Source organism: Priestia sp. BR_2 (assembly GCF_041954005.1).
Lineage (GTDB): Bacteria > Bacillota > Bacilli > Paenibacillales > Paenibacillaceae > Paenibacillus_AQ > Paenibacillus_AQ lautus_A.
On sequence record NZ_JAVFHM010000275.1, the window covers coordinates 104,247 to 118,241 of the forward strand.

At 52.1% G+C, this 13,995-nt stretch carries 14 protein-coding genes; 4 read left to right on the plus strand and 10 right to left on the minus strand.

Features of this window, described 5'->3' with window-relative positions; genetic code table 11:
- Nucleotides 1–49: 49 nt before the first annotated feature.
- The 4 genes from RB298_RS21145 to RB298_RS21160 all read left to right on the plus strand — a co-directional run bounded on the left by RB298_RS21145 (nucleotide 50) and on the right by RB298_RS21160 (nucleotide 2,993).
- Complete coding sequence (locus RB298_RS21145) at nucleotides 50–925, plus strand: helix-turn-helix domain-containing protein (RefSeq protein WP_375121655.1); 876 nt, start codon at nucleotides 50–52, stop codon at nucleotides 923–925.
- Nucleotides 926–1,075: 150 nt separating this feature from the next.
- Complete coding sequence (locus tag RB298_RS21150; RefSeq protein ID WP_486048437.1) at nucleotides 1,076–1,999, plus strand: S66 peptidase family protein; 924 nt, start codon at nucleotides 1,076–1,078, stop codon at nucleotides 1,997–1,999.
- 79 nt (nucleotides 2,000–2,078) lie between these two features.
- Nucleotides 2,079–2,555, plus strand: coding sequence for a nucleoside hydrolase (locus RB298_RS21155; RefSeq protein ID WP_486048439.1), 477 nt, complete (start codon nucleotides 2,079–2,081; stop codon nucleotides 2,553–2,555).
- Between the two features lie 78 nt (nucleotides 2,556–2,633).
- Nucleotides 2,634–2,993 carry a hypothetical protein gene (locus RB298_RS21160; protein ID WP_486048441.1) on the plus strand — a complete coding sequence of 120 codons (360 nt, stop codon included), beginning with the start codon at nucleotides 2,634–2,636 and terminating at the stop codon, nucleotides 2,991–2,993.
- Between the two features lie 154 nt (nucleotides 2,994–3,147).
- Here the strand turns inward: RB298_RS21160 and dgoD are convergent, their stop codons facing one another.
- The 10 genes from dgoD to RB298_RS21210 form a co-directional block, all read right to left on the minus strand.
- Nucleotides 3,148–4,296, minus strand: coding sequence for a galactonate dehydratase (gene dgoD, locus RB298_RS21165; RefSeq protein WP_009593299.1), 1,149 nt, complete (start codon nucleotides 4,294–4,296; stop codon nucleotides 3,148–3,150).
- Nucleotides 4,297–4,310: 14 nt separating this feature from the next.
- Nucleotides 4,311–4,946 carry a bifunctional 4-hydroxy-2-oxoglutarate aldolase/2-dehydro-3-deoxy-phosphogluconate aldolase gene (locus RB298_RS21170; protein WP_486048442.1) on the minus strand — a complete coding sequence of 212 codons (636 nt, stop codon included), beginning with the start codon at nucleotides 4,944–4,946 and terminating at the stop codon, nucleotides 4,311–4,313.
- A gap of 161 nt (nucleotides 4,947–5,107) precedes the next feature.
- The gene (locus RB298_RS21175; protein ID WP_486048444.1) at nucleotides 5,108–7,111 is read right to left on the minus strand and encodes an AbfB domain-containing protein; all 2,004 of its coding nucleotides are present in this window, start codon (nucleotides 7,109–7,111) and stop codon (nucleotides 5,108–5,110) included.
- 72 nt (nucleotides 7,112–7,183) lie between these two features.
- Nucleotides 7,184–8,140: a glycoside hydrolase family 43 protein gene (locus RB298_RS21180; RefSeq protein ID WP_486048446.1), complete on the minus strand. Its 957-nt coding sequence runs from the start codon at nucleotides 8,138–8,140 to the stop codon at nucleotides 7,184–7,186.
- A 229-nt stretch (nucleotides 8,141–8,369) separates the two neighbouring features.
- Nucleotides 8,370–9,203, minus strand: coding sequence for a helix-turn-helix domain-containing protein (locus RB298_RS21185; RefSeq protein WP_096776223.1), 834 nt, complete (start codon nucleotides 9,201–9,203; stop codon nucleotides 8,370–8,372).
- A 226-nt stretch (nucleotides 9,204–9,429) separates the two neighbouring features.
- A complete protein-coding gene (ptsP, locus tag RB298_RS21190) occupies nucleotides 9,430–11,190 on the minus strand; it encodes a phosphoenolpyruvate--protein phosphotransferase (RefSeq protein WP_486048448.1) in 1,761 nt (586 codons plus the stop codon).
- Complete coding sequence (locus RB298_RS21195) at nucleotides 11,190–11,459, minus strand: HPr family phosphocarrier protein (RefSeq protein WP_486048450.1); 270 nt, start codon at nucleotides 11,457–11,459, stop codon at nucleotides 11,190–11,192. The genes ptsP and RB298_RS21195 overlap by 1 nt, the downstream gene beginning before the upstream one ends.
- Before the next feature lie 105 nt (nucleotides 11,460–11,564).
- Nucleotides 11,565–12,299 carry an SIS domain-containing protein gene (locus RB298_RS21200; RefSeq protein ID WP_036659682.1) on the minus strand — a complete coding sequence of 245 codons (735 nt, stop codon included), beginning with the start codon at nucleotides 12,297–12,299 and terminating at the stop codon, nucleotides 11,565–11,567.
- Between the two features lie 67 nt (nucleotides 12,300–12,366).
- Nucleotides 12,367–13,095, minus strand: a complete 729-nt coding sequence (locus RB298_RS21205) for a creatininase family protein (RefSeq protein WP_096776225.1) — start codon at nucleotides 13,093–13,095, stop codon at nucleotides 12,367–12,369.
- A 15-nt stretch (nucleotides 13,096–13,110) separates the two neighbouring features.
- The coding region (locus tag RB298_RS21210) for a phosphotriesterase family protein (protein WP_486048452.1) at nucleotides 13,111–13,995 on the minus strand (885 nt) is incomplete at its 5' end.

The window sequence follows — 13,995 nt, forward strand, 5'->3', positions numbered from 1 at the left end:
AACCTATTTTGATATTGTTGTTTTTATTAGAGGATAAGGAGTGGTGTTCATGACTCCCCTGCGCAAGCCATTTCAAGGAGATCCCCTGTTTCCGATGGAATTGGTTTATCGGACTAAAAAAAGCCCTCAACTGGAGCTGCCTCATCACTTGCATGATCTTTACGAATTGGTATACGTGTACCAGGGAAAAGGCACGTTTTTTATTGAAAACAAGCTGATGGAGAAAAAAGAAGGCGACCTTTTCATCATACCCGGTAACACGATTCACAGCTCTTTCCCTGACCCGGACCAGCCCATTGTTTCGAGTGCTTTATTCTTTGCGCCTTCGCTTGTACTCGGCGCGAACGGAAGCGATTTGCAATACTCCGTCCTCAGCTGTTTTGAATATGCCCATAGAACAGGTTCCTATCGTCATCAATTACCCGAGTCGAACCAAGCCTATATCGAGGACATGCTGAAAGGAATCTCGGAAGAAATCCGGCTTGCCCAGCTAGGATTCCGCGAGGCGCTCGTGCTTCAGCTGCGCTCCTTGCTGCTGCATATCAATCGCTATATCAGCACCCTGTCCGCAGAACAGACGGCCCACTCCCAGATCGGCCCGGCCTGGCTGATGGATTCCATCCAATGGATTCACGAACATCTGGATCAGCCTATCGGACTAGCTGCTCTGTCGGCCAAAGCTGCGGTGGACCCCGCCCATTTTTCCCGCATGTTCAAGAAGTACACCGGTTTGCATGTGACGGGTTACATCCAGGCAAAACGGATCGCCCGTGCCAAAGAACTCCTGCGAAACCATGAGGAGTCTGTCGGGCAAATCGCTGAAATCTGCGGGTATGCCACGCTGACGCACTTTCATCGCAATTTCAAAAAATTGACGGGCATGACCCCGGGAGCATACAGGAAGCAGGCTGCTTCCCATCGTTAAGACACGCCAGCAAGCCCTTGCGTAGCCGTCCAACTAACGATTCACTATTCCCGCTTCATTTCAGTACTGTGCAGATGGCGTATTCAATATAATCTAGAAAGAGACACGGGAATACGAGGCTTCTTCTATTTCAAGGCAGGAGGCAGGAATATGCCGATACGTCCGCCAATACTACAGAGAGGCGATACCGTTGGAATCGTTACCTTGGGCAGCCCGCTCGCTGCCAGCATCATTGATGCACGGATCGAATATTTGAGAGCAATGGGGTTCAATATCGTATTGGGTCAATATGTATATGCGCAAAACGGGTTTCTGGCCGGCACGGACGAACAGCGGGCATCCGATTTAATGATGATGTTCCAAAACGAGCAGGTTAAAATGATACTGCCTACCAGAGGCGGCACAGGCGTAGCCGGAATCCTCCCGTACCTGGATTATCAGGTTATCCGGAATCACCCGAAAATCTTGACGGGCTACAGCGATATCACGGTTTTATTAAACGCCCTGCATCAACTGGTCGATTTAATTACATTCCATAGTCTATTGCTTATTGACTTCAAACCCGAAACGCCAGCCTATAATTTCGATCAGTTTTTTGCGGCAACGTCCCTGTATTCATTAACGCGCCCCATCCTGAACCCGCCTGGTATGCCCCTGATCGGCCGGGTTCCGGGCAACGTTACGGGGCCGCTTGTAGGCGGTAATTTAACGTCATTCGTTGATACGCTGGGGACTCCCTTCGAAATCGATACACGGGGGAAAATCATCGTTCTTGAAGAAACGCATGAACCTACCAATACCGTCTACAGATACTTCAACGATTTGAAGCTCGCCGGAAAATTTCGTGACTGCATCGGCATCATCATGGGGGAATGTACAGGCTGTCAGACGGCTTACGGCAAAGCCTATGAGGATGTCATCAACGAGTTCATCGTGCCTCTCGGCAAGCCGTTAATCACGAATCTTGCCACGGGCCATGGTGTGTATAAAGCAGCTCTGCCGATTGGCGCAACCGTTAATCTCGATTCCATCCGTAATACCATAACGGTGGTCGAACCCACGGTCAGCGTATAAAGTTCGTTTCCTAATGCCAGATGAATCAGCTGGAGCGGCTCCTGGCGGCCTAGCCTAAACATGATTGGAGGATATGGCGATGACTACTTTTCCAACGATCCCGGCAAGCCAATTGGTGCAGCGTCTGGAGCATCCGGGACGTAAAATCCGCCTGGTGCTGGATACCGACGCATTCAATGAAATCGACGATCAGTTTGCGATCGCTTACGCGCTGAAATCCGCGGACAACATGACCGTAGAGGCATTATATGCAGCGCCTTTCTTCAATGAGCTATCTTCAGGTCCTGCGGACGGAATGGAAAAAAGCTACCAGGAAATATGGAACATCCGCCGCATTCTGGGACGTGAAGACATCCCTGTCTATCGCGGCTCCACGGGTTACCTTCCTGCTTCCGACCAGCCGGTCGAAAGCGAAGCCGCGCGTAATCTCGTTGAGCGGGCCATGGCAAGCGATCCTGGCGATCCTTTGTATGTCGTTGCGATCGGTGCCATCACGAATGTTGCATCCGCCCTGCTCATGGAACCCCGGATCCTCGAACGGATCGTGCTGGTATAGTTAGGCGGGCATGCCCTGCATTGGAGCGATACGAAGGAGTTTAACCTTTTTCAGGATTTGCACGCATCCAGGCTGGTCATGGACTGCGGCGTCCCGCTCATTCTCGTTCCTTGCCTCGGCGTGGCATCTCATTTGCAGACCTCGTTATCCGAACTGCGGGACTTCGTCAAAGGCCAAGGCGAGATCGGGGATTATTTATTCGAAACATATTTAAGTTGTTCCGACGATCATTTTGCTTATTCCCGGGTCATCTGGGACATTGGCGTCATTGCCTGGCTCAACAACCCGGAATGGTGTCCGAGCGCTCTGGTTCACAGTCCGCGCATATCCGAGGATTTCCGATGGATGCATGATCCGTTCCGGCACATGATTCGCTCCGTTCATTTCATTCGGCGTGACGAGGTGTTCCGGGATCTTTTCTTGAGGATTGCCCGATAGACATGGATAACTTATAAAAACGCCCTCATAAAGGATACATCCCAAAAAAACAGCCCCTTCTACTTGATATAGAAGGGGCTGCCGGCGCTCTTAGGAAGCTATATGCAAAACACATACAAATACCGATGATTTGGATTGACATCCGTTTGGGTTATCACCACTCCGCGATGCTTCCATCCGTATGCCGCCAAACGGGGTTTCTCCAATTGTGTCCGATATCGGCCATTTTTCGCACATGGTCTTCGTTGATTTCAATTCCCAAGCCAGGACCCTCCGGTATTTTCACGTAACCGTTCTCATACTCGAACACAAGATTATCCACAATGTAATCGAGTAAATCGCTCCCCTGATTATAATGAATGCCAAGGCTCTGTTCTTGAATAAATGCATTGTGGCAAGTCGCATCGACTTGAAGGCAAGAAGCCAACGCAATCGGTCCTAATGGACAATGCGGAGCTGCCGCCACATCAAACGCTTCAGCCATGGAGATGATTTTTTTGCATTCCGTAATACCGCCTGCATGGGATAGATCCGGCTGAATAATATCAACATATCCATCCATCAATATACGTTTAAACTCCCATTTGGAAAACATTCGTTCACCGGTTGCAATAGGGATGGCTACATGATTAGCGATGTCGCGCAGCGCTTCATTATTTTCGGGCAAAACCGGTTCTTCAATAAACATCGGGCGAAAAGGCTCCAGCTCTTTGGCTAAGATTTTGGCCATTGGCTTATGCACGCGACCGTGAAAATCAATGCCGATTCCAACATACGGACCCACCGCGTCCCTGACAGCTGCAATGCGTTCAATGACCTGGTCTATTTTCTCATAGGAATCGACATATTGAAGTTCTTCCGTACCGTTCATTTTTACGGCTGTAAATCCTCGGGAGACCACTTCTTTCGCCGATTTCCCGACATCTGAAGGACGATCTCCCCCAATCCATGAATAGACCTTGATGGACTCCCTTGCTTTTCCCCCAAGCAATTGATGGACGGGCGCGTTATAATATTTCCCTTTGATGTCCCATAAGGCTTGATCAATGCCCGAAATCGCACTCATTAAGATGGGGCCGCCCCGATAAAAGCCTGATCGATACATGAGATTCCAATGGTCCTCTATTCTTAATGGGTCTTTCCCTATTAAATTCTCCATTAACTCTTCTACTGCGGTTCCTACCGTTCTCGCCTTTCCTTCTATGACAGGTTCGCCCCAGCCGATAATGCCTTCATCCGTCTCCATCTTTAAAAACAACCAGCGGGGCGGTACCAGGAATAATTCGTAACCCGTAATTTTCATTATGAATCCACTCCTTAATCCTCGTTAGATTGTACTGCTGAAGCAAATTGTCTCGCTTTTTCTGTTAATTGCACGAAATACTCATCTGTTATCTCCAGCTGCGTATTCACGAGTGCGCTTCCAATGCCACAACCAATAGCGCCCGCCTTCATAAATTCCTGAATATTGTTTAAATCTATGCCACCAGTTGGCAGCAACGGAATTTGCGGAAGCGGTCCGCGTATATCTTTAATGAAGCTTGGTCCCAACGTCGCAGGAAACACTTTGATAATATCGCCGCCATTTTCATAGGCTGATAGAATTTCAGTCGGAGTAAAGGCACCCGGGATGCTTACTGCTCCGTATCGTTTTGCCATTTGTATCGTTTCTATGTCAACCGTAGGAGACAGAATGAATTTGGCGCCTGCTAAGATAGCGGCTCGCGCAGTTTCAGAGTCCAGAACGGTACCCGCCCCCACCACCACTCGATCTCCAAGTTCAACGGTTATCTCTTCAATGGCAGACAATGCGTTTGGTGAATTCATGGTGATTTCTAGAATGTTCACCCCGCCTTCGTGCAGCGCCTTTGCCATGTTCAAAACGTCTTTTGAATTGGCGCCGCGGATAATCGCTATTATTTTGTTATCTAGAATGCTGGACATGGTATTCATGAAGTTTATGCTCCCTCCTTACATTTAAAAGTATTTCGTATTCGCAATAAAAGAACGGATAGTGGAATGTTATATTTTGCAAGAAAAGAAGGCAGCCGATCGCCTGATCAGCTGTCTTCTCTTGTTAATTATGTTGCAGAAGGCTTATTCCCTCAAATGATTCACTTCACGTAAAATGTCGCATCCTTCTGATCCAATGTAGTCGTGATCGGCGAGATCTCCAACACGCCGTCCCGGTGCCTGATAAATGTTCCGGATATGTTATAAGACTCGAAGGAGGCCGCCCATGGACTTGAAAATCCGGTACGCAACTTCCATGTCGAATCCTGTTTAAACAGAGCGGTATCATTATTGGACTCCAGCCAAATCTTGCCGTCACGATGTCTGAGATATTGACCTGGAAAGGACACCGATTCGATGGAGACGGCGGATGGATCAGCCAATCCCGGAACCATTCTCCACTGCGATTCAGCGCTGTACTGCCCCCCGTCAATCTTCCCTCGGCCATCATGATAACGAACAAAACTGTTGGCGATGTTATAGCTTTCCAGCTGGTTGACCGGAATTTCCGCATCCACTCGCACCGCTTTCCAATTCTGCGTATCCAAACCATTGGCCGTCCATTGAATGACCTTGGTACCTGCCGGAGAACCGGCACCCGCATTGTCCAGCATCAATCCGCTGCGCTCGTTCATGCTGGTGTAATATCCGTTGCCCTTGTGCGTAAATTTCCACCTCTGAGTATCCAATTCATTATTCGTCCACATGATCACGTTTGTACCCGGTGTCGTGGCTCCGTTGGGATTATCCAGGATCAGGCTGTTGTTTACATTCATTGCCCGGAAGAAGCCGCCGTTTCTGTAATCCAACCGCCACCACTGGGTATCTGCCCCGAGATCGTTCCACTGGATGACGTTTGTCCCGGCCGGCGAACCGCCGCCGGCATTATCCAGCAGAAGCTGGTTATTCTGATTGACCAGCTTATAGGTCCCCCCGGATACAATGGAGAATTCCTTATCCACCTGGGCTACATTGGCACGGATTTCATTTCGGCTCCCCACTTTTACGGTGTTGACCTCCAGGAGCAATGACGGGCCCAGCGGGAGCAGCGTTCCGCTCCAGGCTGCCGGCGTGCTCTGATTTGACCCTTTTACGGTCAGCGGCGCGTCCATTTGCGTCCAGGTCGCTCCGTAATCGGCGCTCGTAAACATTTTGTTAGCGGAAGAAACCACATCCGTCATGCCCCGAACGTAAAAGCGGCCATTCGCGGTTCCATCATCGATGTAAGCAACCTCCGGTGTCTGGGATGCGCGATATATTCCTGTTCCTACAACCTCGCCAAGATCCGTCGGACTTCCCCAATTGATGCCATCAGGTGAGGTTTTGAACCGGACCGCAAAGTTAGGGGCTGCCCCCAGCATCTCGAAAAACATGAAATAGCTTCCGTTCTTCGCTTGTATTACCCGCGGCATCCCCGGACGCCAATTCCAATCTGCCTGATTACCCACAATGATGCTGTAATTTCCCCAGGTCAGTCCACCGTCACTGGAAATCTCCTGCGCGATTGCCTGGTTATACCCCGGTTTCCGCTCATCCGAGTAATAGCAGATCAACCGGCCATCGGCCGTGATCGCAAACTCCGGCTCCCATGTACGCTTTGTCCCCTCGGTTCCCCTTGCAGCCAGGTTACTGTGAAACTGCCAAGTGGCGCCGTTGTCCGTGCTTCTCCAGATATGAATCGTATACGGTGCCGAGTTGTCCCAATCCGTGGATGCAAACAATAAGGTTCCTGCCGGATAATCCCCAACCTGCTGAGGCAGTACATACAGCGTTGTCATGCCTTGCTGATTCCGGTTCAGTCCGTAATCATTCGGATCAATTTCACTGAATAAGGACCAGGTTGCCCCGTTGTCCGTGCTCTTGTAAAAGGGAAAGGGCTGCATGCCGCTCCATCCTGCGTTGCCGGGAAACCGCGGGGTGAAGGTGGTCAGAATATCTCCATTATCAAGCTTGACCGCCCTTACATAATAAGGCTCCGGTTCAGCCGGATTACTATAAACAACCGTTCCGATAGCAGCCGCCTGCGCCGTTGGCACGGCTAAGGTTGACATGAACAGCATAACGATGACTGCAAGCAGCCCAAAACGTTTCAGCCTAGTATTCATCTCGATCCCTCCATAATAGATAATAGATAATGGATCATTTCATATGCAAACCTGTTTAAAGGCGTTCATTGATTACTCCCCCGATGGCACGGGCAGATGATGCGCATCGCTCCAAGGAACCCCGAAATCAGGCGTACCATCAAGTTTCCAGCCGAATTTCTGTATGCGCGTCGAGCGGATGCTCGCATCGGCGTCGGCTGAAGGAAGCGCATGGAAGACGATCCAGTCCTCTTGATCATCCGGAGACCTCGTAAAGCTGTTGTGGCCGGTCGCATAGACTCCGTTCTCTATACTTTTGCGAAATACAGGCTCCAACGACTTTTGCCATGAAGCCGGATCCATCGGATCGGCATCTTCATCCATCGTCAACATTCCCAGGGCATAATCCTCGGACCAGGTCGTGCTGGCGGAATAAACCAGAAAAATGCGGCCGTTCCTATGCAGCGTGACGGGACCTTCATTAATGGCCATTCCGCCTTGTTTTTCCCACGTAAGCGTTGGAGCCGTTAGCAAGCGGTGTTCCCCGGTCAATGTCCAAGGATTAGCCATTTGCGCAATATAAATAGCAGATCCGTATTCGGGAAAATGTCCGTATCCGGCATATAGAAAATAAAGCCGATTCCGTACCGTCATCACGGTGCCGTCCAAGCCCGGAACGGGAGTCTTCATCGCCCCTTTCCAAACCCATTCGCCCTCGAGCGGATCGCTATGTTCGTTCTCCAGCACGCATAGCCCCCGCGATTCGTCTCCTCCGCCATCGTTAGCCGTATAGTAGATGTACCATTTGTCATTCAGGTAATGTATTTCCGGTGCCCACAAGTTATAGCTGTAGGGACCTCCCGGTTCCGGAGACCATATGGTCTTCCTTCGGCCCTCTGCAAGTCCGGTCAAGGTGGAGGATCGGGTAAGTTCCAGGCGACCCGGCTGCGTGGACATAAAGTAATAATAGCCATCCGTGTGCTTCAGCACCCAAGGATCGGCTGCGTTTGCTACGATTGGATTGCTAAACGTCGTTGTGCGATTTGGCATGCCCTCTCTCCTTTCATCCCTTCATTCCAATCAAAGTAAAGCCTTCCGCGATGTCCACTCCCTTCGGTTTATTTCTTACTTCCATCTTTCAATTATCAGGGACGAATTCTGGGCAAACAATTATGAAAACGCTTTAGTATATATGCAAAATAAAGCAATACCGAATCGTTTTCGACGGTCGAAAACGAAAAGGGCCGCCCTGACGGACGGTCCTCATAAACGATTCGATTCATGGATTCTGCTTACGCCATTCAAGCGGTGTGGCTCCATTCGATTTCGTAAAGAACTCATAAAACCGACTGGAAGAGGTAAAGCCCACCTCGGCGGAGATCGATTCGATCGCCTTATCGGTTTGTCGCAACAGCCGTTTAGCCTCCATCAAACGAAGGTTGATGATATACTGCTTTGGCGAGACGCCGAAGGATTCCGAGAACTTCCTGCGAAGATTGCTTTCGGAAATAAAATGGCGAGCTGCGAGCTCGTTAACCGTAATTTGTGTATGATAGCTGCTATGAATTTCTTTTAATATCGCTTCCAATACGACTTGATCGGTACCTGCCGTCGGCATCGACGTTTCCCTGTTACGCTGGAATATCAGCAAGGTTGTCTCAAAGGCAATCCGCATCATGTTGTAGGCATCGATGTCTTGCCTCTTGGAATTCCATTCTTTCTCCAGCTGAAAAAAACTGATTTCCGCCCACCGCATATCATCTTCGTGAAGATGGGCGCTCCGGATCCGATGTGGTTTGGACTCTATTTCATGAAAGAGGTATTGGCAATGGACCGGAAGCCTATCGTGGAAGAAATGAACGGATATCCCCTGCCAAGGCCTCGTACAAACGAAGCCGTGATGAAGCCGGGCAGGTATCAGGATAAGATCGCCGGCAGCTACCTTGATATTCTGTTCAGAAGAGCTGTAGTACCCTTCCCCATCCAATACCAGCGTCAGCTCATCGTATTCATGGGCATGTGACTGGAAGAGGCCCTCTCCCTGCTCGGCCTGAAAGGTGTGAGGCTTAAAGCGCTCCATACTCATCACAAAGCTCTTTTCACTGTTTTCCATGTTCCATCCTCTTTCTATGAGGCTTCTAATAGGCATCCTTCTCTATTCATTCTATGAAGTCCTCCGAACCTGGTCAATAAATATCGAGGTACCCTGGTTGTTCTGACATGGCTTGGTGTGAAACATTGAAATGAATAAGACTAAAAACCCTTGATGATTCATCAAGGGTTTTCTTCTTGCGGAGCCGCGAACGAAATCGCTTCGCTATGAAATTCTCGAAGACGAATCAGCAGGGAATCTTAGCGCTGCAAAATGCCTCCAGCTCCTGACGAACGGCTTGGGGCGTGTCCAGGCGAAGAATGCGTTCCGCCAGATCGCGGCATTCCGCTCGCTCCAATCCTTCGAGCCTTTCCTTGATCGGGCTGAGTCTGCCAGCCTCCATGCTCCATTCGTCAAGTCCCAGACCGAGCAAGAGCGGCGCGGCCAACGGGTCGCCCGCCATGCTGCCGCACATGCCGGTCCATTTACCGGCCTTATGGGAAGCATCGATCACCGTTCGGATGAGCTGAAGCACGGCGGGATGGAAATAATCGTACAGGTGCGCTACGTGTTCGTTCATGCGATCCGCGGCAACCGTGTACTGAACGAGATCATTCGTACCGATGCTGAAGAAATCGACTTCGTCCGCGAAAAGTCCTGCCAACACGGCCGTGGAGGGAATCTCGACCATAATGCCGACTTCCATCTTCTCGTCGAACGGTACGCCCTCCTCCCTCAATTCACCCTGCACTTCCGCCAGGATGGATCTCGCCTGCCTCCATTCTTGCAAACCGGAGATCATCGGGAACATGACCTTCACCGTACCGAAGGCGCTGGCCCGCAGCACGGCCCGCAGCTGCGTGCGCAGCAGCTCCTGGCGGACAAGCCCTACCCGTATTGCACGGTAACCCAGGAAGGGATTCGTTTCCTTTGGCAGCTGCAGGTACGGAAGCTCCTTATCTCCGCCGATGTCCATCGTGCGGATGATCACGGGGCGACCCTCCATCTGCCGGACCGCTTCCTGGTACGCACGGAACTGCTCCTCCTCGCCCGGCATGGCCGTGGCGTTCATGAACAGGAACTCCGTGCGGAACAGACCCACGCCGTCCGCGCCCTGCCGGACGGCGGCCTCGGCTTCCGCGGCGCTGCCGATGTTCGCCGCGAGCTCCACGCGCGTACCGTCGGCGGTCACCGCCGGACGCGCCGTGTATTCCTCGAGCGACTGCCTGCGCTCGAGGTCCTGCTGCATGCGGAGGCGATGCTGCTCCGCCTCCGCCGCTTCCGGCCGGGCGATGCACAGCCCGGCTGATCCGTCGAGGACGAGCAGATCGCCGTCCTCGATGCCGTCGATCCCGTCTCCCGCGCCGACGACAGCGGCAATGCCGAGCGACCGCGCGAGAATCGCAGTATGCGAGGTTGCTCCTCCGGTACGGGTGATAAAGCCGACCACCAAGGCAGGGTCCAGTTGCACCGTATCCGAAGGCGTCAAATCGTCGGCAACGAGAATCACCGGCTCGGTGATTCCGGCAAGTCCCTGCGATTGCCCAGGCGACAGACAGGCGAGAAGACGGCCGCCGATATCGCGGATGTCGGTCGCGCGCTCTTTCATATAATCATTGCTCATGCCTTCAAACATGGAAGCGACTTGGTTGACAACCTCGGCAACGGCCCTTGGGGCCGTCTCCAATTTCTCCCGGATCCGCGCCTCCATCTTCGGGTAGAAAGCCGGATCGTCCAGCAGCTTTCGGTGTCCCGCAAGAATGCCGGCTTGCTCTTCGCCTACCGCTTCCTTCGCTTTCTCAATCAGCTTCTCCATTTGCTCGGCGCAGCCCGCTTTGGCTTCGCGAAGCTTATGAAGCTCGTCTTGGACCGCAGCCGAGGTATCGGGAATATAATTCCCTTCGGGACTGCTTTGGCCGCTGGCCCCCGCCGAAGATTCGTAGATATAGGCCTTTGCAATCCGGATACCCTCCGATACGCCGATTCCTTGAATATCCAGCCTATTCATCAGGCTTCACCAAACTTGCTTTCGACGAGCTGTATCAGGGCTTCGACGACTTCTTGCTCACCGTCTCCGTTGGCTTCGATAGTCACGACGGCTCCTTGTTCAACGCCGAGCGTCATCAGCTCCAGCATGCTCTTGCCATCCGCCGAGCGTCCTTCGTTTGTCTTCAGACGAACCTCTGCTCCAAATTCTCCTGCTTTTTCCGAGAATAGCTGAGCCGGACGTACATGAAAGCCCTGCTCATTCTGTATGGTTACCGTTTGTGCGAACATGTCTTTCCTCCTCATCCTGTAACCGCCAGCCCGGGGCTGTTACTTACTGAAACGTAAAGTTGCGGTTTCTCTGTTGTTTCCTGCCGTTCATCCGTTCGACTCTTGTCAGGCCAGTAAGGTTATCCGGCCTTTATACGCCTCGACCAGCGCTTGGTTATGCTCATCGGAGCCGTCGATATTTCCGCTAAGAAATACAGGGGGGTTAAAGCCTTGCTCAATCATAATCTCAATGGATTCGGCGAACAGGGCGTTCAAAATCAAGGCTCCGATCACTGTCGAGCTCGGGGTAAAGGGGACCTGAAGGCCGGGATGGCTCAATACCGCATCGCCCTTGACCGAGAAATTGTCGATCACCAGATCCACGGCATCCGCCAGATGCTTGCCGCTGCTGTGCCGGGACGGCATGCTTTTGGAATATTCCAGTGAGGTAATGCCTACGGTGAAGGCCCCCTTCTCCTTCGCCATCAAAGCGACATCCACGGGAACCGGATTGCGGCCCGAGGTGGACAGGACGAATACGACCTCTCCCTTGCGGATGTCCTGCTTGCTCATGAATTCGACGGCAAGATCGTTTTGTCTTTCCAGCTCGGACGAACGTACCGCGCCTTCATGCAGCATCAGCTTCTCTATGAGAATCGGACGGATCGGTACGAGTCCGCCTGCCCGGTAGAAGACTTCCTCGGTCAATATATGCGAATGCCCGCAGCCGAACAGATGAATAATGCCGCCCTGCTGAATACAGGCCGCCACCTTTTCCGCCGCTTCACGTATCGACTTGGCCTGCTCCGCTCGTACTTTGTCAAACAACCCGCCAATCACATCAAAATAGGTGTCCATCATCATCGCTTTCACCTCGTGGTTCCTGTATTTGTATAGATTTCTGTTATTCTTCCGCGAGTGAACGGGTTCATATCGCTTTTTTCGCCCGGAGTACCATGTCGGCCATGACTTCCAGGCTTCGCTCGATAATCCGCTCTCCCTTCTCCCTCGTTGCCAACGTTGCATCTCCAAGCACCGCGGAAGCCGTCATTTCCTCCCAGGGTGTAGGCGTGAAGTCCGCTTCAATCGGGATCTGCGGAGCGCCGTCGATCGCCTTGCTCATGTCCACGTATTCGCCCGCAAGATACAGCATGTAGGAGGTCTCGATTTCATCGGCATGCATGTAGCTGCCGTGAGCGGCCGAAGCCTCGCGTACCTCCGCCGTGATTTCCTTCGTGCCTGGATAAAAGAAGTAGAACACCTTCAATTCGGGTACCCGTTCGTATAAAATTCTCGCCGCTTCCTTCAGCGCAACCGCATTGCCTAGATGGCCGTTGACCATGATGAAGATGCGGAATCCCTGATGATATATACTCTCGCCGATATCGGCAAGCAGCCGGATGAGCGCTTCGTTCGACACGTTGATGCTTCCCGGAAAATTGCGCAGGCTCCACACTTGACCATAAGGAAGGGTCGGCAGAACGAAGCTGTCCGTCCGTTCAGCCAATTTGTCCGCGAGCCTGGACGCCAGCAGGTTATCCGTGCCCAGCGGCAGATGGGGACCATGTGCTTCAACGGCCCCGATTGGAAGTATGGCCGCGCCGAGTTTGCGGATTTTCTCCTCCACCTCAACCGAATTCTCGAGTTCGAATTTCATGACGCTAAGCCCCCCTTACTTTTTGAATGAGAAGCAGTCGGCCGGATTGCTTACGAAAAATTTCTCCACCAGCTTCCGGCCGTCAAAGCCGCTGCGATTCGCCTCGTCTACAAAGCGCGGCACCCATTTGGAAATAATGTACTCCAGCCCGAGACCGTAATCGTAATGCTTGTAGTAGGTTTTACGGGCGGTATCTCCGCTGATGAGAATCTGATCCTCGTAGCCTTTACGGACAAGCTCCAGAATCAGCGAGATGCGGGTGCTTTCCGGCGCATACTTGATTTTGCCGATGCCGTCAAAGCTCATGTAGGCTCCGGTTGCGGCGATTTGCTCATGGTAATACGGGTCGGGGTTCCGGTCCATATGCCCTAAACTCAAGTAGGATAGATCCACGCCTTCGCTTTTTAGGAGTTCGATTTGCTCCAGCGCCATGGTGCCGACTTCCGTATGGGAGTGGATGGGGGCTTTTGTCTCGTGATGAGCGCGGGCTACAGCGCGCAGCGTCTTCTCCTCCAGCGGCGTGATGCGGTTATAGCCTGTCCCGAACTTAACCTGGCCTGCTTTGAATGGCGTGCCTTCCAGCCCTTCCTCCACCTCCCGGATGACGAAATCCGCCAGCTCGTTGATGCTTTTGGCCTCGATCCACTGCGCATAACTCTCATAATCGCCGATCAGCGGCTTCAGCTCCTCTTTGATTTTGGCATCCCACAGGAAGCTTTTATTGAAGCCCGCCGTTCCTACAATGCGAATGCCGGTTTCAAGCGCGATTTCCTGCACCGCTTGAACATCCCGTCCATAATCGACGGCTGTAGCATCCACGATGGAGCATCCGCCGTGTTGTTTGAAATCCAGAACGTCGCGCTTGGACTTCTCTTTATCATCCAACAGCAAATCGTCCAC

Bases quoted from the DNA above. Each gene is read 5' to 3' on its own strand.
- RB298_RS21150 (WP_486048437.1), top strand. From the start codon at position 1,076: ATGCCGATACGTCCGCCAATACTACAGAGAGGCGATACCGTTGGAATC.
- RB298_RS21175 (WP_486048444.1), bottom strand. From the start codon at position 7,111: ATGAATACTAGGCTGAAACGTTTTGGGCTGCTTGCAGTCATCGTTATG.
- RB298_RS21170 (WP_486048442.1), bottom strand. From the start codon at position 4,946: ATGAATACCATGTCCAGCATTCTAGATAACAAAATAATAGCGATTATC.
- RB298_RS21160 (WP_486048441.1), top strand. From the start codon at position 2,634: ATGGACTGCGGCGTCCCGCTCATTCTCGTTCCTTGCCTCGGCGTGGCA.
- RB298_RS21180 (WP_486048446.1), bottom strand. From the start codon at position 8,140: ATGCCAAATCGCACAACGACGTTTAGCAATCCAATCGTAGCAAACGCA.
- ptsP (WP_486048448.1), bottom strand. From the start codon at position 11,190: ATGAATAGGCTGGATATTCAAGGAATCGGCGTATCGGAGGGTATCCGG.
- RB298_RS21145 (WP_375121655.1), top strand. From the start codon at position 50: ATGACTCCCCTGCGCAAGCCATTTCAAGGAGATCCCCTGTTTCCGATG.
- RB298_RS21200 (WP_036659682.1), bottom strand. From the start codon at position 12,299: ATGATGGACACCTATTTTGATGTGATTGGCGGGTTGTTTGACAAAGTA.
- RB298_RS21155 (WP_486048439.1), top strand. From the start codon at position 2,079: ATGACTACTTTTCCAACGATCCCGGCAAGCCAATTGGTGCAGCGTCTG.
- dgoD (WP_009593299.1), bottom strand. From the start codon at position 4,296: ATGAAAATTACGGGTTACGAATTATTCCTGGTACCGCCCCGCTGGTTG.
- RB298_RS21205 (WP_096776225.1), bottom strand. From the start codon at position 13,095: ATGAAATTCGAACTCGAGAATTCGGTTGAGGTGGAGGAGAAAATCCGC.
- RB298_RS21195 (WP_486048450.1), bottom strand. From the start codon at position 11,459: ATGTTCGCACAAACGGTAACCATACAGAATGAGCAGGGCTTTCATGTA.
- RB298_RS21185 (WP_096776223.1), bottom strand. From the start codon at position 9,203: ATGGAAAACAGTGAAAAGAGCTTTGTGATGAGTATGGAGCGCTTTAAG.